This is a genomic window from Microbulbifer sp. ABE4_465, assembly GCF_056160765.1.
This window is the reverse complement of sequence record NZ_JBSWXV010000003.1, coordinates 135,318-156,522: the sequence shown is the minus strand read 5'-3', so window position 1 is coordinate 156,522 and position 21,205 is coordinate 135,318. Positions and strand designations below refer to the sequence as shown.

The 21,205-nt window shown below is 57.6% G+C and carries 10 protein-coding genes; 3 read left to right on the top strand and 7 right to left on the bottom strand.

The annotated features are described in order from the left end of the window. Positions 1-200 precede the first annotated feature (200 nt). From aceF to ACXAG1_RS07600, 6 genes are all read right to left on the bottom strand, one after another. On the bottom strand, positions 201-1,850 hold the full coding sequence (gene aceF / locus ACXAG1_RS07625) for a dihydrolipoyllysine-residue acetyltransferase (protein ID WP_475119412.1): 1,650 nt from the start codon (positions 1,848-1,850) through the stop codon (positions 201-203). Between the two features lie 27 nt (positions 1,851-1,877). Next, on the bottom strand, positions 1,878-4,547 hold the full coding sequence (aceE, locus tag ACXAG1_RS07620; RefSeq protein WP_475093777.1) for a pyruvate dehydrogenase (acetyl-transferring), homodimeric type: 2,670 nt from the start codon (positions 4,545-4,547) through the stop codon (positions 1,878-1,880). Between the two features lie 656 nt (positions 4,548-5,203). Further along, positions 5,204-6,469, bottom strand: coding sequence for a sensor histidine kinase (locus ACXAG1_RS07615; RefSeq protein WP_475119411.1), 1,266 nt, complete (start codon positions 6,467-6,469; stop codon positions 5,204-5,206). Further along, complete coding sequence (locus ACXAG1_RS07610) at positions 6,466-7,155, bottom strand: response regulator transcription factor (protein WP_475093779.1); 690 nt, start codon at positions 7,153-7,155, stop codon at positions 6,466-6,468. The genes ACXAG1_RS07615 and ACXAG1_RS07610 overlap by 4 nt, the downstream gene beginning before the upstream one ends. Next, entirely contained in the window at positions 7,155-7,562 is a 408-nt protein-coding gene (locus ACXAG1_RS07605; protein ID WP_475093780.1) for a DUF3019 domain-containing protein, read from the bottom strand. The genes ACXAG1_RS07610 and ACXAG1_RS07605 overlap by 1 nt, the downstream gene beginning before the upstream one ends. A gap of 7 nt (positions 7,563-7,569) precedes the next feature. Beyond that, positions 7,570-8,463, bottom strand: coding sequence for a MipA/OmpV family protein (locus ACXAG1_RS07600; protein ID WP_475093781.1), 894 nt, complete (start codon positions 8,461-8,463; stop codon positions 7,570-7,572). Positions 8,464-8,729: 266 nt separating this feature from the next. On the opposite strand from ACXAG1_RS07600, the gene ACXAG1_RS07595 reads away from it, so the two are divergent. Next, positions 8,730-13,865: a S8 family serine peptidase gene (locus ACXAG1_RS07595; protein ID WP_475119410.1), complete on the top strand. Its 5,136-nt coding sequence runs from the start codon at positions 8,730-8,732 to the stop codon at positions 13,863-13,865. Between the two features lie 202 nt (positions 13,866-14,067). After that, positions 14,068-15,501, top strand: coding sequence for a DUF1254 domain-containing protein (locus ACXAG1_RS07590; RefSeq protein ID WP_475093783.1), 1,434 nt, complete (start codon positions 14,068-14,070; stop codon positions 15,499-15,501). Positions 15,502-15,688: 187 nt separating this feature from the next. Here the strand turns inward: ACXAG1_RS07590 and ACXAG1_RS07585 are convergent, their stop codons facing one another. Continuing rightward, positions 15,689-18,448: a winged helix-turn-helix domain-containing protein gene (locus ACXAG1_RS07585; RefSeq protein WP_475119409.1), complete on the bottom strand. Its 2,760-nt coding sequence runs from the start codon at positions 18,446-18,448 to the stop codon at positions 15,689-15,691. A gap of 322 nt (positions 18,449-18,770) precedes the next feature. On the opposite strand from ACXAG1_RS07585, the gene ACXAG1_RS07580 reads away from it, so the two are divergent. Then, positions 18,771-21,194, top strand: coding sequence for a TonB-dependent receptor (locus tag ACXAG1_RS07580; RefSeq protein ID WP_475119408.1), 2,424 nt, complete (start codon positions 18,771-18,773; stop codon positions 21,192-21,194). Positions 21,195-21,205 lie beyond the last annotated feature (11 nt).

Below are 21,205 nucleotides of genomic sequence, written 5' to 3'. Positions count from 1 at the left end.
CACGTTTTAACCAGAATTAAATGCGCGGGAATCAACGCAGGAGGGAGTCTCGCGACGTGGCCACGGCACTGGCGCGTTAGGCGCCCGGAAAATGTGGGCCATCACACAGGTGCTGAGCGAAAAATGGACACAAAAAAAGCGCCGGGGGAAACCCTCCGGCGCTTTTTACATTGGCGCTCGTATGCCCGAGAGCCTGTCAGTTACAGCAGCAGTCGACGCACGTCGGCCAGAACATCGGCCAGGTAGGTCAGGAAGCGACCCGCGTCACCACCGTTTACCGCACGGTGGTCGTAAGACAGTGCCAGGGGCAGCATCTTGCGCGGAACAAATTCACTGCCGTTCCACTCGGGGCGAATTGCCAGCTTGGAAACACCGAGGATGCCCACTTCCGGCGCATTCACGATCGGGGTAAAGCCGGTGCCACCGATGGCGCCGAGGCTGGAAATGGTGAAGCAGGCGCCCTGCATATCCCGGGGCTTCAGCTTGCCGTCGCGGGCCGCGATGGCCATGGCGGTTGCTTCTTCTGCCAGCTCGTACAGGCCTTTCTTGTCCACGTCGCGGATCACCGGAACCATCAGGCCCTTCGGTGTATCCACTGCCATACCGATGTGCACGTAGTCCTTCTTCACGATGTGCTCGCCATCGTTGTGCAGGGATACGTTAAAGCTCGGCACTTCACGCAGTGCAGCGGCCGCCGCTTTCAGCAGGAACGGTACTGGCGTGAGCTTCACGCCGCGCTTGTCCGCTTCGGCTTTCATTGCCTTGCGGAAATCTTCCAGCTCGGTGATGTCGGCGTCGTCGAACTGGGTAACGTGGGGCACGTTCAGCCAGTTGCGGGACATATTCGCCGCGGTCAGCTTGTGGATTTTGCTCATCGGCTCGGTGGTGACCGGGCCAAACTGGCTGAAATCGATTTCCGGCATGGGCGCGATGCCGATGTTGCCACCAACACTGCTTACCGCGCCGCTTTCGGCTTTCTTCACCTGTTCCTTGATATAGGCGTGCAGGTCGTCCTTGGTCACTCGGCCGCGGGGACCGGTAGGCTTGACCTTGTTCAGAGTCACGCCCAGTTCGCGACCCAGTTTGCGCACGGCGGGGCCGGCGTAAACTTCGGCAGACGGGGTGTGGTCGCGCTCGACGTGCGGGTCGCGTTTCGGCGCTTCCTGCTGCGCTTCAGCTTCACTGGTCGGAGCCGGAGCCGCCGCCGGAGCGGGGGCAGGCGCCGCAGCGGCCGGCGCGGGGGCCGCGCCGTCACCTGAGACGGTTTTGATCACACCGATCACATCACCGGTGGACACCTTGTCGCCTTCCTTCACGGAGATGGAAACGATGGTGCCGGAAGCGGCAGACGGTACGTCCATGGACGCCTTGTCGCCTTCCACCACGATCAGGGCATCGCCCTCTTCGATTTCATCGCCGGCGGAGACGGAGATTTCAATCACGTCCACAGACTCGGCACCGCCGAGATCCGGAACCACAATGTCCTCTTCCTTCTCAACGCCTGCTGCAGCGGCAGGTGCCGGTGCTTCTTCAGCGGCGGGGGCCGGAGCAGGTTCCGCTGCCGGAGCAGGCGCTGGCTCTTCCGCCGCGTCGCTGCCGGCATCGTCACCAGCGTCCGTTTCCATTTCACCGATCACGTCGCCTTCGGAGACCTTGTCACCTTCCTTTACGGAGATGCTCAGGACCTTGCCGGCCACCGGTGCGGGGATGTCCATGGAGGCCTTGTCGCCCTCCACCACAATCAGCGCGTCCTCTTCCGCCACCGTGTCACCCACGGCAACGGCGATTTCGATTACATCTACCTGATCGGCGCCGCCGAGATCAGGCACTTTAATGACTTGCTTAGCCATGTCTTTACCTTCCTTATTCAGCGGGCCTTAGACCAGACGCGGGTTTACTTTTTCCGGGTCGATATTGAGCTTCTTGATGGCGTCGGCCACCTCAGAGGCTTCGATCACGCCCTGATCCGCCAGGCCCTTCAGCGCCGCGATCGCCACGTAGTTGCGGTTCACTTCGAAGAAGCGACGCAGCTGCTCGCGGCTGTCACTGCGGCCGAAGCCGTCGGTGCCGAGGGTGATCATGTCGCCGTCGATAAATTCGCGCAGCGGCTCGACGTAGGAGCGGATGTAGTCGGTAGACACAACAACCGGCGCTTCATTACCTGCAAACTGCTCTTCCACCCAGGACTTACGCGGGGTTTCAGTCGGGTGCAGCATGTTCCAGCGCGCTGCGTCCTGACCCTCACGGGCCGCTTCGGTGGCGGAAGTCAGGTTCCACACGTCGGAGGTCACACCGAACTGGTCGGCGAGAATGTCCGCGGCAGCCATGACTTCGCGCAGGATGGAACCAGCGCCCACCAGCTGTACGTGCTTCTTGGCGGCCTTGCCTTTGCCCTTCTTGCGGGAATTGGCATCCAGCTTGTAGATACCGCGGATGATGCCCTCTTCCACGCCCTGCGGCATTTCCGGCTGCAGGAAGTTTTCGTTCTCGACGGTGACGTAATAGAACAGGTTTTTCTGCTCTTCGTACATCTCGATGAGACCCTGGCGAATGATCACAGCCAGGTCGTAACCGAAGGCCGGGTCGTAACTCTTACAGTTCGGAATGGTACCGGACAGTACCAGGCTGTGGCCGTCCTGGTGCTGCAGGCCTTCGCCGTTCAGGGTGGTACGGCCGGCAGTGGCACCGATCAGGAAGCCGCGCGCCTGCATGTCACCGGCGGCCCATGCCAGATCGCCAATGCGCTGGAAGCCGAACATGGAGTAGTAGATATAGAAAGGCACCATCGGCACGCCGTGGTTGCTGTAGGCAGTGGCGAGCGCCATCCATGCGGACATGGCGCCGGCTTCGTTAATGCCTTCTTCCAGCACCTGGCCTTTCTTGTCTTCCTTGTAATACATGATCTGGCCGTGATCGACCGGGGTGTATTTCTGCCCCTGGGAAGAGTAGATACCCAGCTGACGGAACAGACCTTCCATACCGAAGGTACGGGCTTCGTCCGGCACGATGGGCGCGACGTTCTTGCCCATCTTCTTGTCTTTCACCAGCACGGACAGCGCGCGTACGAACGCCATTGTGTTGGAGATTTCGCGGTCGCCGGAGCCTTTGGTCAGGGCGCTGAAGGCGTCCAGTTCCGGGATTTCCAGCTTGGCCACTTCGGTGCTGCGAGACGGTACCGGGCCACCCAGAGCCTTGCGGCGCTCGGCCATGTACTTCATTTCCGGGCTGTCTGGCGCAGGACGGTAGTACGGCACTTCCTCGATTTCCTTGTCGGTAATCGGGATCGCGAAGCGGTCGCGGAAGCGCTTCAGCGCCTCGGTGTCCATCTTCTTCACGTTGTGGGTATCCATCGCCGCTTCACCGGCGGCACCCAGGCCGTAGCCTTTTACGGTCTGCGCCAGAATGACGGTGGGCTTGCCCTTGCTCGCCATGGCTTCGGCGTAGGCCGCGTAGACCTTGTACGGGTCGTGGCCGCCGCGGTTCAGCTTCATGATCTCTTCGTCGGAGAAGTCTTTGACCATCTCCGCCAGCTCCGGGTATTTGCCGAAGAAGTGCTCGCGGGTGTAAGCGCCGCCGTTGGCCTTGAAGTTCTGCATCTCGCCATCGACGGTCTCGTCCATGACTTTCTGCAGCAGACCTTTTTCGTCTTTCTCGAACAGCGGATCCCACAGGCGGCCCCACAGGACCTTGATCACGTTCCAGCCGGCACCGCGGAATACACCTTCCAGTTCCTGCACGATCTTGCCGTTACCGCGTACCGGGCCGTCCAGACGCTGCAGGTTACAGTTGACCACGAATACCAGGTTTTCCAGCTTTTCGCGGCCCGCCAGGGCGATGGCGCCGAGGGATTCCGGCTCGTCACACTCACCGTCACCCAGGAATGCCCACACCTTGCGATCGCCGCGCGGAGACAGGCCGCGGGCAGACAGGTAGCGCATGATGTGCGCCTGGTAGATGGCCTGGATCGGACCAAGGCCCATGGATACGGTAGGAAACTGCCAGTATTCCGGCATCAGCCACGGGTGCGGATAAGAGGACAGACCCTTGCCATTTACTTCGCGGCGGAAGTTGTCCAGCTGCTCTTCGTCAAAGCGGCCTTCGAGGTAAGAACGGGCGTAAATGCCCGGCGCGCTGTGGCCCTGGAAGAAAATCAGGTCGCCGCGCTCTTCCCCTTCGTTACCGCGGAAGAAGTAGTTAAAGGCTACGTCGTACAGGGTCGCTGCAGACGAGAAGCTCGCGATGTGGCCGCCGAGGCTGTCCGCGTTGGAGTTGGCGCGAACCACCATGGCCAGCGCGTTCCAGCGGATCAGGGAGCGGATTCGACGCTCCATGAACAGGTCACCCGGCATACGCTTTTCCGCGTCCTGCGGAATGGTATTGCGGTAAGGGGTGGTGATGGCAGCCGGCAGCTGTACGCCGGTGTTGGTGGCGCGGTCAGACAGCTGCTTGATCAGGAACGCGGCGCGTTCCTTGCCACTGTGGCGGATGACCGCCTGCAGCGCGTCCAGCCATTCCTGCGTTTCCTGAATGTCGGTTTCTTCGTGCATCAAATGCTCCTCGGCGAATATACGACGTCGAGTCGGTGTTTTTTTATGGTCAGAATTTTTGCTGCGCAACAGTACCGTAAACACCGGGATCTCCCCCGGGTTCTGCCGCCAGGTTCGCCAAATCACCGCCTGAATTGGCAGAAAAGCAACGAACGCTGGTCATTATTTCAGCAACACAATGGAGGGTGCAGCGTGAAACAGTTTTAAACAAACGGAACTGCGCGACCTGAATACCGCCGGCCATAAGGAGCCTGTCAGAAGTTGTTGAGTGAGAGGCTCGTTAATACCGGCTCGACTTTGAATTCGGCGTTGAATTCTCGGCCCGTCAACTGTAGGGCAGACGCCATACGGCGCACAGAGATGCCCTCAATTAACCGGCTGCAAGTGCGTAAGCGGGGGCGATTGTAGTATTACTACAAACGTTTTTCCAGACAGGACGATTAGTAACAAATAAAACCAATATGTAAAACAATTATTTGCCAGTTGGCGTAAATACCGAAATAAATTGCGGCCATGCCGGTGTTTTTTATTACAAAATCGAGTCCAATAATCGCATTCTGGTCACGAAAATTCCGTGCCCGGCCCCCGCAAGGGGCCGGATGCCGAACGGGTGTACCAGTGAAATGGGTGTAACTTGCGGCAGGTAAACAGTGAGGTCAGGCCAGTACCGGCTCGCAATCGGTTTCCCGCTCGGGAGCGGCAGGCAGGCGCAACTCAAATCTTGCCCCACCAAGCGCCGGGGATGCACCAGCGGAAATCGATCCGTTATGCCAGTCGACCACTTTGCGCACGATCGCAAGCCCGAGCCCGTAGCCGGATACCTCCTGAACCCCCGCTTCGCGAACGTAGGGCAGGAAAATATCTTCAAATCCAACGCCAGCGAGACCGGGTCCGTCGTCTTCTATAACGAAGACCGCGTCCTCGCCTTCGAGATACAGATGCACCTGAACCTCGCTGGCCGAGTACTTGATGCCGTTGTCGATCAGATTGTTGAAAACGCGAACCAGTGAACGACGATCCGCTACCGCCACCACAAGACTGGCGACCTCAAGCTCCGCCACGCGACCGCTGATATGCGCCACCTGCTGGAAGCGCGGGCAAATCAGGTCCAGCAGGTTGACCGGAGCAAAATCCAGCAGCGGCCGTTCATGTTCCTGACGGGCAAACGTCAGGTACTCATCGACCAGCGTATCGAGTTCATCCAGATCCTCCTGAATTTCCTGCTTCAGGTTCGCACCACACTCCTTGGGCAGGGAGGCCACCGAAAACTTGAGACGGGTAATCGGTGTGCGCAGCTCATGGGACAGAGTGGCGGAAAGTTCCTGCTGCAGTGCAACCGAGCGCGCCAGGCGCTGACTCATCCACACCATCGCATCCGATACCGGGGTGAAAAAACTGCTGTGGGTAAAACGGAAGTGCTCGGGGTTTCTATCCCTGGCAAACCGCGCGGCCGCCTCCTTGAGTTTCTGCAAATCCCGAATCAGAGGCCACAGGCAGAATACAATGGAGAGGCCGAGAACCAAATAAAAGAAGCGGGTGTACCACTGGTGCGTTTCCAACAGGCCATCTTCAAAGGGACCAAACTGGGCAACGTGCTCCCCCGCCCGCATATACAGCAGATGGCTGCCGGTATCGCTCTCCGCCCGCAGGAGTCCACCGCGATTCAATATCTCGAGCTCGGAAGCCGGCAGTGCCAGCTGCGCGACCGGCAAAATATTGATGCGGCCACTCGGGTCGGCTGCCGCCGGAACACAGTCCGTTTTCGTGCAATGCGCGTCAAGCAATTGCCGCAGCGAAAGCGCGACAGGTTCCGGCGCCGTCGCACGCTCCTGCTGATCCAGGTATACCTGATCCGCCAGCCATACCGCAGCGGATAGCCCCAGCAGCACAATCAGCAGATAGCGCAGATAAAAACGGCTCACAATTTTTCTGCCAGCATGTAGCCCTTGCCCCACACCGTTTTGACCGTCAGCAGCAGTGAGGAATATCGCTCCATCTTTTTGCGCAGCCGACTGATGCGGCCATCGATGGTTCGATCCAGGCCATCGTACCGGCGCCCGAGAGAATTGATAAACAGAAACTCGCGGCTCAGGGGTTGTTGAGGGTTACTCACCAGAAGCCACAGCAAGTCGAATTCACCGGGAGAAAGTAGAATGACTTCGTCGTTCACCCACGCCTTGCGCCCGCCCCGGTCAACGCGCAGATTATCGATCTGTATCGCAGACTTTTTCTGACTGGACGGATATTTTCGCCGCAGGCACGCCTGTATTCTCGCCAGCAGGATATTTGGATGAACAGGCTTGACGATAAAATCATCGGCACCGGCCTCAAAAGCCTTCAACTGTACCGGTACCTCACTGGAGGCGGTCAGAAAAAGACAGGGGCCATTAAACTCTGCGCGAATCTCACCAATTACCTGGAAGCCATCCCGCCCTGGCAACATGATGTCGCACAACACCAAGTCTATGGCTTCGGTACGAAGCAACTGGGATACACCTGTTCCGTCGGGAAGGTGACGCACCACAAATCGTTGTTGCTCCAGGAATTGCACAATGGATCGCGCCAATCGATGGTCATCTTCTATTAACAGGATGCGTTTCCCACTCATTATAGAAAGCTCCATAGATGACGTCGCTTCAGTCGCACATGACGCCCAACCGCGAGCACGTTCACTGAACTCGATGCCAGGGTGGCGGGTATTCGGTCCACAGTAAGATTGAACCGGGTCGTTTTATCCAGCGTGAGCTCCAGTGCGATTCGGCCAGTCGCCGAGGACGATGAACAGTAAACAGGATCGCGTCTGTCCGCCCGATGAATACAAACCTCCCCGGGAGTAGGAAGCGTCCATGAAAAAACAAACTGCGCGCGGCATATTTCGTTTTTCTGGATGATGCAATTTCGCGGCGTTATATCGAATCGCTCGATTTCTTTGCGCCCGTCTCCGGAAGGCACAGCGGCAACCGTTTTTGTTCCCAGAACAAATATAACGCCTGCAAATATGCTGCGACCTGTCATACGCGTTTTACTTCCAGCTATATTGCACGCCGGCAAAAAATGCACGGGGACTGGCGTCTACTACAAATGGGCTTGCCGCGATGGCGGCATCCATTCTGTCGACCCGTCCCGCAACGACCAGGTCCACACTCGCGGAAAGCGGATACTTCATCTCCACCGTTGCGTGTGTATTGAGCGCGGCACCAGGCTGATAAAGAGGGAACCGGGAAGCCCCCGGTCCAGACATTTCCGCACCGTAGTAATAGTCAATCAGCTTGCGACTTTGATAGGTCGCGCCCAGCTCGACGCCCATCAACAGGCGCCCGAACGCAAACTGCCGGCTCAGGGTCAAAGGGATCTCGTCCCCGCCGTGTACATCGGTCACATCCCGATAGGCACCAAGACCGATTGTCACAGGCCCGTGCCACTGGGCAGATATTCCACCGAGATAGGAAAGTCGACGTTTGGGCGGTTCAAGCTTGGTCGTGGCCGGTTCGTTCACGTCCATCAACTTTCCCGCCAGGGCAAGCCCCCCGGTTAGCTCACTTCCGCTGCTGGGAAAATAAAGGCCGTCGGTATTCAGGCGCCCGGCAAGATCGAGGGCGAAACTGGGCGTTTCATAGAGACTGAACCCCAATTGCGTGTCTTCAAGGTAAAACCGCTCACCGTAGTAACGGATACTGGGCATGGCCCGCACCTCGAAGTCATTGGCGTCACTGAGCGGGCTTTGCAGTACTCCGCGCCCGATCGCGAGCGCTAATTGCCAATTTCCGGTTTCCGCGTAGTCATAGACGGGCTCGCTGGCAGCGGGGACCGGTAACAGCTGCACAACGACTGCAACGCTTACCAGCAAAAGAGTAATGACCACCTTGCGAAGATAAGTCGCACGGGTACGCTCGGAGCGCGCCCTATTTGAATTCATCACTGCTGACAACCGCTTCAACCTTGTTCACATCACTGACTGTGTATTTCTCGCAATCTATCGAAGCGCTTTCACGGGTAAAAGACCCTTTCGGGTGATTTGTACAAATTTGTACAACTTACCAGGCCAGTATTTCCGCCGAGTTCCCCCGGCGCTTCCACAATTTTGCACAGTTTCTCCTACGGCCCTTTGGTATACGAAAAGCGTTCTTGCGGCATTCAGCCGCAGTCCATACCAATAACTGTTCCTTCCGAGGGAGAAGAAACTTGAAAATAAAAACCCTTGCGACGGTGATCACCTCCGCGCTGTGCACCAGCAGCGTGGCGGCATCCGTCTCCAGCCATCCCGGGCCGGGTCTCCATCAGATCAAAGCCCCTCAGATCGCCAAGGTTGCGCAATCAACTGCGGCATCCCAACAAAAAACCAGCGGCCAGACGATTCAGAATCGCCTCCCCGGAGGTCTCAATCAGCAAATTCGCCCGGCCTCCGCCGCGGACAAATTTGCCCAGGAACCGGAGCGCAGTGGCGAAGATGTTTACATTGTTCGCCTGCACGATCTGCCAGTGACTACCTACGATGGGCGGGTCAAAGGATTTGAAGCCACAGCGTTAAGCGCTCTGCGCAACGAAGTCGCCAGTGGCACCCTGGCAGCACCACACGGCACCCGCGGCCTCAAGGCGGTTCAGCGAAACCGGGCCGATAGCTATAAGAACTATCTGATGCACAAGCATCAAGCGGTGGTGCAACAGGCTCGCGCCTTCGGCGTCTCGCGCGCGCCGCGCCTGCAATTTACCGAGGCGATCAACGGCTTCACCATGAAGATGACCCAGGCGCAGGCAAAAAAACTTGCCGAGCTGCCCCAGGTCGCCTTCGTGCAGCGCTCCGACACTATGCAACTGCATACGGATCGCGGCCCGGAATTTATTGGTGCGGATAAAATCTGGAGCGGGAATACCGACGCAAGCAGCCTGGATCTGAAAGGTGAAGGCATGATCGTGGGTATCCTGGATACCGGTATCAACACCGACCACGAATCTTTTGCCGATGTTGGTGATGATGGCTACGACCACATCAACCCCTGGGGCGAAGGCAATTACGTGGGCGACTGCGCGACCGGCGCCGCCACCTGTAACGACAAGCTGATCGGTGTGTGGAGCTGGCCAATGATCACCGACACCTACGAAGGTGTACGTCCGGCCAGTGGTGAAGATTACAACGGCCACGGCAGTCACACTGCCAGTACCGCGGCCGGTAACGTCGTTCACAATGTGCCACTACTCGGTGCATCCCTGGGTGATGGCGACGGCATTCCTACCGGGTTCGAATTCGAGCAGGCAGCCGGTGTAGCGCCCCATGCCAACATTATTTCTTATCAGGTGTGTTACCCGGACGAGCGTGGCTGTCCTTCGGAGGTGATGCTGAAAGCCGTCGACCAGGCCATTGCCGACGGTGTCGACGTGATCAACTTCTCTATCGGCGGCGGCGATAAATTTCCCTGGAACGACGCCATGGCCCTCGCCTTTCTGTCAGCGCGCGAAGCGGGCATTTCCGTCGCAGCGTCCGCGGGCAATGCGGGTCCCGGTTTTTACACCCTCTCGCACACCGCACCCTGGTACACGGTGGTGGCGGCCACAACTTCTGATCGCGTGATGGATACCGTAACCAACGGCATCGAGTTAAGCGGGGGCGCCACAGCCCCACCCAGCTTCTATGTCAATCACGAAGACGAGTGGGACGATATCGCCGGTATCTCGGCTTCGGGCATTGTCGGCACACCCGTGAGTGCGGCTGACTACGGCGACGAGCTGTGTGCGAGTGAATTCGCTGCGGGTACTTTCGAGCCACACCATATCGTCATCTGTAAACGCGGCGAAAATGCCCGTGTTGCAAAGGCATTCAATGTGCAGTCCGGTGGCGCCGGCGGATTTATTCTGTACAACGCCGGTGACGAGGCCGACCCCAAACTGGTTGATGATATTTTCCCGATTCCCGGCCTGCATATGGGCAGCTATCGCGGCTCCCAGTTACTGGACTGGATCCAGGATGGCGGTACCGACCACAGCATCAGCATTACTGCGGCAGAAATCAGCCGCGCGATTGATCCGGACAAAGGGGATCTGCTCGCGGACTTCTCCTCACGGGGACCGGCGCAGCACTTTGTCGGCAGCCTGGCGCCACACATCAGTGCCCCGGGGGTTGATATTCTCGCGGCCTATGCCGACGAGCACCCCTTCCACCCGGACTCCGCGGCATCTCAGGACTGGACCATGATCAGTGGTACCTCCATGGCGAGCCCCCATGTGGCCGGCGCCATGACCCTGATGAAGCAGGCCCACCCGGACTGGACCGCCGCGGAAATCCAGTCCGCCCTGCTGATGACCTCGGCGCAAACCGTGCGTGAAAAGCCCAATACCTGGAGCGATGACACGCGTCCGGCACACACCTATCGTGCGGGTTCCGGCCGCGTGGATGTGGCCGCCGCGATCGATGCGGGTCTGGTGATGGACGAAACCGCCGCGAACTTCGAGTATGCCAACCCGAATAATGGCGGCGACGTAAAGCAGCTGAACCTGCCGCAACTGGTGAACAACCACTGCCGCCGCACCTGCTCCTGGATGCGTACCGTGCGCGCCACGCGCAGCGGCGAGTGGACAGTCACCAACGGTGACTGGACCTACGATGTGTGGAATACCGGCGAAGGCGAAAAACCGGTGAACGGCGCAAAGATCGAGGCCTTCCCGAAAACGTTCAGCCTGCAAGCCGGCGAAACCCAGACTATCGTATTCACTGCGGATTTCACCGACGTGCAGTTCGAACACAATTCCATGCTCGGCGGTGTCGATGACCTGCCACAACTGGAGCTGTGGAGCGAAGTGCGTATCACCGCCGACGATGACTCCATCCCGGATTCCCACTGGCCGGTTTCCGTCAATTTCGACCGTGGCGGACTTCCGAGCACTGTCAATGTGGAGGTACACCGGAATAACGGCAGCTACCACCTGAAAGACCTGCCGTTACCGGCGATGAATAGCGTTCAGTATCGCGCCTACGGCCCGGTCAAGGCGACCGTGGAGGAGATCACGCTCAATCAGGATATCGACCATATCCCGGTGCGCAATGACAATGACTACGAGCCCGGTCACGCACGCGTCACACTGATGACGGTGCCGGAAAACACCGCCCGCTTCGTGGTCGAGGTTCTGGAAAACCTGCAAAGCCCCGGCTGGAGTGATACTTACGGGCCGATGCACGGCTGGATGACCATCTATATCGGACGCGATAGCGACGGCAATGGCGAGGCGGATTTCGAAAACGAGCTGCTCTGCGCATCCACGACCGAGATCGAACTGAACTACTGCAGCATCACCAACCCCGATGCGGGTAGCTACTGGGTGGTGGTGGACAACCACCGTATCAACGTTACCGACCACACCGTTATCGAAGGTGTGGAGCTGAAAGATACCTACAAAGTGGCCACCGCTCTGGTGCCGGCAACCGCAGATGGCCTGCAGGTTGAGGGACCGGCGACAACTGATGGTAAAAAAGTCGGTGTCGATCTGAACTGGAACCTCAGCGATTTTGCAGAAGGTGACGTCGCCTACGGCGGATTTGATATTGGCACCGGCAATGCGCCAGGCAGCGTCGGCTTTGTGCCGGTCAAGCTGACCCGCGGTGTCAATGATATCAGCCTCACCACCAGCCAGACTCAGGCCAAGGGTGGCGATATCATCGATGTAACGGTTCACATGTTAGAAAACAATTCGGGTATCGACCGCCAGATCGATTTGCTGGGCCAGATCCCTGCGGGACTCACCCTGGTAGATGGCTCTGTGAGCGTGAACAACCCGATGATGCGCGACCACCTGCAGGTACTCGGGGATGTCATCCAGGTCAGTGGCATTCAGGAAAACTCCGAGCACTGGAAACGGGACTACAAAATCACCAGCAGCGAAACCGACCAGATGTGTCGCACGCCGATCTACACCGCGGGCAGTATCGCCAGTGAAGGTGGCTATATCGGTCTGTACGAGCGGTTCGGCCTGCTGCCGGATATCGGAGGCTCCGCCGCCGACTGGCTCAACCCGGAATTCAAGATCCCTCTCAGTCGTTTCTGGGGTCCGGATGCAAGCATGAGCCTGTTCCATAATGATGCCTTCAGAACCTACCAGGACCTGGTGGTATCACCGCAGGGTTACGCAACCGTCGAGCAGAAATGGGATCCGTCACAACATATTGTGCACCGCGAGTTCCCTTACTATTCCGATCCTTACGCACCGTTTATCGGCGTGCTCTGGAAAGGTATTTTCAATGCCGGCGGCTGGTTCAGTGCCAATGTGGATGCACTCGGTACCCCACTCCATCTGGATTTTGATCCGGCGTTGACCTCCGGCATGGTGGTTGGCTACGCCTACGATCCCGCCAACAATATCGACGATATTATTGTCGAGTGGCACAACGCACGTACCCAGAATGTTGAGGTTTCCTGGTCTGGCGGCTCGGTGATGAGTGAAAAGTCTGACCGCTACAACTTCAACCTCATCGTGCACAAAGGCTATCGCTTTGGCGAGGGTGAATACGAATTCACCATGGCCTATGGCGATCTCGACTTTGCCGGCGAAAATGGCGCGGGCTCGGTCGGTATCCACGGCCACTACGGACCGCAGGATATTTTCGGCTACCCGTATTACTACGATCAGGAAGTCGGAAAGAGTTTTGCCTTCGACAACCTGGACAGCAAGCTGAAACGTGATCTGGTGGTCTGCTATGACTATGTAGGCCCGGAGTCCACCAAGTTCGCCCTGAACTTCCAGGTGCGTGTGGCGGAAACCGCAGCAGGTCAGGATCTGGAACTGTCTTTTGTCAGCGATATCGATGGTATGGCTCAGGAAGCAGTGGCTCAGATCATCGTTGTCCCCGGCAATCTGCTACTCACGGAAATTGGCGACCAGACCACCGCGGAGAACACCGCGCTGGAGCTGGAAGTGATTTACCTGGATAAAGACGCAGCGCCCAACCTCATTTCGGTGAGCGGCGAGAATTTCACTGCAGAAGTATCCGGCCACACCTCCAATTCCACTGTCACCATCACCCCGGACGCCAACTGGCACGGTGAGACGGAAGTCACCATAACCGTTGCCGACGAGCAGGTGCCCTCCGATACAGCCAGCACTAGCTTTATGCTGACAGTCGTCTCTGACGGTGAGGAGCCAGGTTGTACCGATATGGCGGCAAACAACTACGATGAAAACGCTACGGTGGACAACGGCAGCTGTGTCTACCCGGAGCCAGAACCGGAAAAAAAGAAAAAGAGAAAAGGTGGCACTACCGGCACCATTCTTATTGGACTGTTGATTGCACTCGGCGTTCTGCGCCGTTCGCGCCGCGTGTCCGTGAAAATCTGACGGATTCGCCAGACGCGATCTTGCGTCTAATACGAATCTAATCTTTGTTGTTCAAGCCCCGTCCAACCGGTCGGGGCTTTTTTATTGCGGCAATGTATTCGGCGTCTAGACTTTCAGAAGTGGAGGCTTTCCCACACCACCATTTTCCCAGAATCCCTATCGATTAACCTTGCCCCCTCAATGAGCGACTAAGGAGCCCCCTATGAGTCGATCGATGATCTGGCGCACCCTAATCAGCGCCGCAATGACTCTCACAGTGAGTTTTTCCACAGCCAGTGTGGCTGCCGAGTCAAAACTGACTCCGGCCGAAGCAAAACAGCTTGCGATTGACGCCTATATTTATGGCTACTCACTAATGTCGGTGGAAATGACCCGGCAGGTGATGACCAACGTTGCCAAGCCCACCTCGAAACATGCGCCCATGGGGCAGTTTGCCAATTTGCGGGAATACCCTACGGCAAAATTCCGCGACGTCACCGCACCCAATGCGGACACACTCTATTCCAATGCCTTCGTCGATGTCTCCAAAGAACCCTGGATCGTCAGCTGGCCGGATATGGGCGATCGCTATTACGTCTGGGAGTTTTATGACGCCTGGGTGCCTGTGATTATGAGCCCGGGATCCCGGAGCACGGGTCAGAAGGCGCAGGCCTACGCGATCACTGGCCCCGGCTGGAGGGGAAAACTGCCTGACGGGGTGAAAGAACTGAAGTCCCCCACCGCTACCGTGTGGATCATGGCTCGCACCTACTCCACCGGAACCCCGGAAGATTACAAGAAAGTGTGGGCACTACAGGACCAGTACAAACTGTACCCGCTCAGTTACTGGGGCAAGGAATACAACCCGCCCGCGGGCAAGGTAGACCCGAAGATCGACATGAAAACCGCGGTGCGCAATCAGGTCAACGCGTTGAATGCCGAGGAGTATTTTGGCTGGATGGCATCACTGATGAAAAACAACCCACCGATTTCGGAAGATGCACCGATGGTGGCGAAGATGAAAAAAATCGGACTGGAACCGGGCAAGCCATTTGACCTGAGTAAAATGGACCCGGCAGTCGCCGATGCCATCAAGCAGGCACCCAAAACCGCCTGGCAACAGATTGTCGCGTACACCAAGGATTCCGGAAAAATCAACAACGGCTGGTTGATCAACCTGAAAGTCGGCCACTACGGTACCGACTATATGGCCCGCGCCTGGCTCGCGGCGTTCGGGATTCCCGCCAATCCGCCCAAGGATGCCGTCTACCCTGTGGGTCAGACCGACGCCGATGGCGACCCGCTGGATAGCTCAAAGTATAACTACGTCATTAACTTCAAGTCAGAAAAGGATCTGCCACCGGCCAATGGCTTCTGGTCCCTGACCATGTATGACGAGGGGTATTTCTTTATTGAAAACCCACTCAACCGATACACCCTCAGCGAACGCAACAAACTGAAGAAGAATTCGGATGGTTCCATCACCATGTACCTGCAGAAAGAGAACCCGGGCCCGGAAAAAGAGTCGAACTGGCTGCCCGCACCAGATTCGAAGTTCATCCCCATGTTCCGTCTGTACTGGCCGAAACCAAACCCGCCATCAGTACTGGACGGAAGCTGGTGGCCACCGGTGATCGAGAAAAACGGCACTCGTTAGACGGTCATTAATGCCGGGATAACTTCAGCCCCGGCACCGCCGGGGCGTATTCTTTTCATCGCCTTACCTTTCTACATTCCTGAATTATCACGAGGCAAGGTACAATCCCAAACCGAGAACATGATTTCGCAGTCGTGATAAAACAATACAAATTATAACTTCAAGCCGGATAAAAAATAATCCGCCGTCATTTGAAAATACCAAGATGCTTCAAAGTACGCACCGCTTGTGTGCGCCGCGAAACATCCAGTTTTGCATATGCGGACTTCAAGTGTGTTTTTACCGTATTAATGGAAACACATAGCTTTTCAGATATTTCCTTATTGGAATACCCTTCAACAAGCAGCGCCAGTGTGGCCAGCTCCTTCCGGGTGAGATCACCAGCAAGGTCATTATTGACGACCTGAGTGGCTTCCGACTTGACACCAGCGGTTTGCAGTAATATTTCATCTGACTCGAGGCCAACGATGCCCTCGATTTGCTGAATCCTAAGCTGGTGCTGCGCTGTCTTTCCGGGGCTCTCAATATCTCTCCGCATTTCACGCAGAGCATCCATCACCGCTTGGCCTTCATCGCGAAACAACTGTACGGCACAGTATTCTGCATCCAGGGAAAGTGCCGCGGAAAGTGACTGTTTTGCCAGCATGGTGCGATCCGCGGCAAGCCGAATTCGCGCAAGTAACAATTGCAATTCCATCGCTCGAAAGCGATTCTCACTTTGCAAAAACTCCCGTAGAACCGGTCGCAGTCGTTGCTCCGCCCCCTCCGGATCGCCCTCCCCCAGCAGTAACCGCGTGTGAGCCACGCAGGTCCAGTAGTCGATACTCAACCGGGTATGCTCGGGCAGTTCGCCAAGCAATTTACGTGCTCTCTCCCAATCGTCAAAATTCGTACGGGCCTGCGCCACTTCACCTGACGTCACCAGTATTCGCACACGCTCGTGAGTCAGGCACGCCTGTAGCCGTTTCCAACCCCGGGCATCTGCCAGCTGCTCGGCTTGGCGCAGGTAATCGAAAAGTGCGTCGTAGCGTTTCTGCTGATAAAGCAGCTGCGCATGCGCGCGGACAACGGCAATCACAAGGTCAACCGTCGCTATACCACGCTGAGCTGCGAGCCCGCGCTGAAAGAGTTTCTCCGCCTGCGCCAGATCACCTCGATAGTATTGAAGTACGCCCAACATCGACTCCAGTAGTGCGACGAGCTGTGATCCGGGCATAACATCACGCAGCGTTTGCTGGAGCTGATGCTCCAGTCCGTACACACCCTGCTTAAGCCTTGCTCCGACCAGACAAATCAAGGCATCAAGACAACAGGCGTACGTCTGGTTATACATCAGGTCGGGAACCGTCGGAGCGGCGATCAATTCTTTGGCGACGACCTGGGCGCGGGAAAACTCTCGGCGATGGTAGTAAAGAAACCCCTGCAACAGACGAAAGGTCGGGCGCAGATGTACCGGTTCTCGCGGAGCCTGTGGCATCCAGGTATCCGTCAGCTCCCTGGCTTTTTCAACCTGATCATCAATGGTATAGAGGGTGGCCTCCATACAATACACCTCCACCTGCTGGGCGAGATCGAGGCTATCCATTCGCACCTTCAGCTCATCCAGCATCCTCTGCCCCTGCTGCACTTGATTACTTAAAACCGGCAGCCAGGTGAGCTGAATCAAAACCCCAAGACTCTGCCGAAGCATGACTTCCGGCAGTCGGCGAATTAACCCGAGAAAATCAGACAGATATCCCTGTGCAATCAGGCTAACGCCGTGGTCGTCCAGTAATTCCAGCGCGCGATTTTCGTCACCGGCGCTAATGGCATGCTGGATTGCCTCTGCGATCAGCCCCTCTTCCTCGAACCAGTGGCTGGCCCGGCGATGTAATTCGATCAGCAGTGTGCCTTCCGCAGACGATAGCTGGCGCAATAGAAAATTTCGCAACAGCGGGTGCAGCCGATACCAGTATCCAATTTCATCGAGCGCCTGAACAAGCAAACGTGAGTCACGCAGACTGGACAGTTCTCTACTATGTCGCTGGTCACCACTCACCGCCGCACACAAGGGTCCACAGAATCGATCGAGAATGGCGATACGGCGCAAAAATTCCGCCAGCGATACAGGGATCTGTGCCAATACCTCCTCGGCAAGAAAATCAGATACCGACGCGTGATCAGCGGAGAAAGCACTGACGAAGCGATGTCGATCGGTGGCGCCGCGCATGGAAAGTGCCGCAAGCTGCAAAACCGCAGCCCAGCCTCCCGTGCGTGTTTGCAGCAAAGCCACCTCTTCAGTACTCACTTGCAGGTGATTGGTGTCGCGCAGCAGCGTTGCAGTCTCCTCCTGATCAAAGCCAAGATCGCTGCTATCCAGCTGAATCAATCCACCAGCGGCACGTAGCCGCGCCAGAGGTATCGGCGGCAGGCTGCGCGAGCCAATAAACAGGTAAAGATTATCCGGCCGCTGTTTCAGTAAATACTGAATAGCACCATGCACCTGAGGGTTTTCAACCTGGTGGTAGTCGTCGAGAAACAATGCATAGTTTTGCGAAGAATCTAACGCACCAAGCAGCTCGCTGATCCAACGGCGTACCCCGGAGGAGTCAACCGACGTTAGATGACGATCAGCTCCGCTCTCACTGCTCGCCCGCCCCCACTGCGCAAAGGACGCAGAAAGGTAAAAAAGAAATGCTTCCTGCTCATTGTGCTCCTCATCCAGAGTCAACCAGGCGGTGACCATGCCCCGGGATATCAATTGCCGCTGGCACTGGGCAAGAAATGTGGTGGTGCCGTAGCCCGCTGGCGCAGTGACCAGACACAACGGCGTGGTCGGCACACTCTCGCCACATACGATTTGCAATAAGCGCTTGCGCTCGACACTGTCGCTCGCCAGGCGAGGTGGCGCCAGACGCATGGCGATCATTGTCGGGGAGCCGAATTTGTTCTCACTACTTGAGACCATCGGGTACTCCGTTCAGGGCGACTGCGGGCAATTCATCGCCGGGCATTTAATCAGGCAGGGCCGCAGGCCGCTTCACCCGAACGGGTGAGGCAATGTGTGCCGCGCGCCCACCTGACTCCAGGGTTTCCGTATCTGGGCGAATTAAGGTTCGGTGCCCGACGAACACGGGGCGGCATTCATTCCTATACAAAATCATAACAAAGGGTGAAGAGACTGCCGTTCGAATGCCCTAGCCTGCGTGCTCCATAACAATAAACCGTCAGTTTTGACTGATAAAAATCGCGACTGTTTAGCAACAGTCCAGCTGATGAGGAAAGCGCAAGTGCAAAAACCAAACCGTTCAACGCTATGGACCCGTTCCGCCCTGAGCCTCGCTGTCACAACCGCTGCGGTCGGATTCTCGCAAGGTAGCCTTGCGCAGCAGATCGAGGAAGTCATGGTCACTGCGCAAAAGCGCGCGGAAAGCCTGCAGGATGTCTCCGCCTCGGTATCCGCCATGGACAACTCCCTGATGCAGGACGCCGGTATCAACGATATGTCCGATGTGTCCTATCTCGCGCCGGCATTAACCGTCACCACCAACAACGGCCCCTGGGCCTCCAGCTTTCGCATGCGCCGCATCGGCAACGAGGGCAACATTCCCACCTTCGAACCGGATACCGGGCTGTTTATCGACGGCGCCTTCCGCTCGCGCTCCGGTACCGGCCTCAGTGACCTGGTCGACATTGAGCGCATCGAAGTCGTAAAGGGCCCGCAGAGCACCCTTTACGGAAAAAACGTAACGGCCGGCCTCGTCAGCATCAGCACCCTCGCTCCTAGCCAGGAGTTCGACGCCATGGGCGAGCTGAGTGCAGGCTCCTACGGCGAAGTGATCGGCCGCGGTTATATCAACGGCGGCCTCAGCGACACGGTGAGCGGCCGCCTTTCCATCTCCAGCAGCCAGCGCGACCACTGGGTGGACAACCTGGGCAGTGGTGGCGACGCCGACAACCAGCAGAGCTACGCGCTGCGCGGCCAGCTGTTGCTGGAGCCATCGGACGATCTGTCGGTGCGCCTGATTGCCGGTGCGGTGAACCGCGATTTCGACAGCGCCCTTGGCGACGTGTCTTTTGGCACCCCGGTGCAGGCACTGCTCGGCACTACCCAGTCACTGTTTCAGTCCAGCATCAGCAATACCACCGCCTTACAGGATAACGTAGCCGGTAACCGTACAGTCGATCGCAATGGAATAACCGCCTTCCACCAGGACTCCAAAGAGTTCACCGCCATTGCCGACTATGCGATGGGCGACCTGACCCTGACCTCGATCTCCAGCTACGACGATTACGACATATCCACCAATCAGGACGATGCGGATCAGTCCCCACTGAGAATCGCCAGTTTCAATGAAACCACAGCCGGCCGCTCTTTCAGTCAGGAGCTGCGACTGACATCTGCCGGTGGCGAGGCCATCGACTGGATGACCGGGGTTTTCTTCTACGACAACCACTTTACCCGTGGCGACGGCTCCGACACAGACTTCCTGATGCTCGAAGATATTGAAGAGTTCGGCAAAACCATCGCCTTCGCCCAGTTGGACCCGGCGACCCAGGGCGCGCTGCTCGGTCTTCCCGAAAGCGCACGCTTTAGCGCTCTGCCTGCCCTCCTCGGAGAGGCCGGGGAATACGCGGATTTTTACAATGAGCAGGACACCCGCACGTTTGGCGCCTTTGCCTCCGCCACCTGGAACATCAGCGATGACTTCTCCCTGACCGGGGGACTCCGTTACAACCGGGAGAAAAAAGCAGCGCTACTGGAATCCAGTAATAGCGGTAGCGGAATTTCTCTGATCGGCCTCGGCAATCCCGATAACCCCTTTGCCACCCCGGATAATCTCGGTCTGGCGGGCAAACTGGCCCCCAATAATTTCTGGGAAGCGGAAGATAGCTGGAGTCACGTCACCTACAACCTGACCGCGGAGTACCACTGGAACGACGACTTTATGACCTACCTGACCGGCGCCCACGGCTTCAAGGCCGGTGGTTTCAACCTGGGCTTTGGCGACGCCCCCAATGAAACCCGCCCGTTTGGCGAGGAAACCGTCGACACCGTGGAGCTCGGCTGGAAAAGCCACCTGTTCGACAGCCGCGTGCAGCTGAACGGCGCGCTGTTCCACACCGTGTACAACGACTTCCAGTCCGCCGCTTTCCAGGGCCTGCAATTCAGCGTGGACAACGCCGAGAAGGTGATCAATCGGGGGATCGAATTCGATGCACTGATCATGCTCGGCGAGCGCCTGAGCATGAATCTGGCCAGCTCCTATGTGGACGCACACTACGATACCTATACCCGCGGGTCCTGCGCATTCGGGGTAGCCCCAGAAGCCAACGGATTCTGTGATCTGAGCGGTAAGACCCTGCCCTTTGCCCCGCGATGGAAAAGCAGCGCCGGCCTGCAGTACGAGCACCCGCTCGCTAGCGGTGACCTTTACTCCCGTATCGACCTCGCCTATGTGGGCGAGCACATCCCGGCGTCGTCCTTGGACAAGCGTTTTACTCAGGACGCCTACACCCTGACCAATGCGCGACTCGGCTGGAGAAATGAAAACTGGGATATCTCCGCCTGGGGCAAAAACCTCACCGACGAAACGGTGGTCGCCCAGTACGCGCCGGACAACGTCATGAGCGCACTGGGTGGGGACGACTCCTACCAGGCTTTCCTCGGCGCACCGCGCACTGTCGGCGCCACCTTGCGCTACCACTTCTAATTAACCCCAGG

Coding starts and splice junctions, on each gene's coding strand:
- aceE (WP_475093777.1), bottom strand. CDS start 4,547: ATGCACGAAGAAACCGACATTCAGGAAACGCAGGAATGGCTGGACGCG.
- ACXAG1_RS07605 (WP_475093780.1), bottom strand. CDS start 7,562: ATGACAGGTCGCAGCATATTTGCAGGCGTTATATTTGTTCTGGGAACA.
- aceF (WP_475119412.1), bottom strand. CDS start 1,850: ATGGCTAAGCAAGTCATTAAAGTGCCTGATCTCGGCGGCGCCGATCAG.
- ACXAG1_RS07590 (WP_475093783.1), top strand. CDS start 14,068: ATGAGTCGATCGATGATCTGGCGCACCCTAATCAGCGCCGCAATGACT.
- ACXAG1_RS07600 (WP_475093781.1), bottom strand. CDS start 8,463: ATGAATTCAAATAGGGCGCGCTCCGAGCGTACCCGTGCGACTTATCTT.
- ACXAG1_RS07585 (WP_475119409.1), bottom strand. CDS start 18,448: ATGGTCTCAAGTAGTGAGAACAAATTCGGCTCCCCGACAATGATCGCC.
- ACXAG1_RS07610 (WP_475093779.1), bottom strand. CDS start 7,155: ATGAGTGGGAAACGCATCCTGTTAATAGAAGATGACCATCGATTGGCG.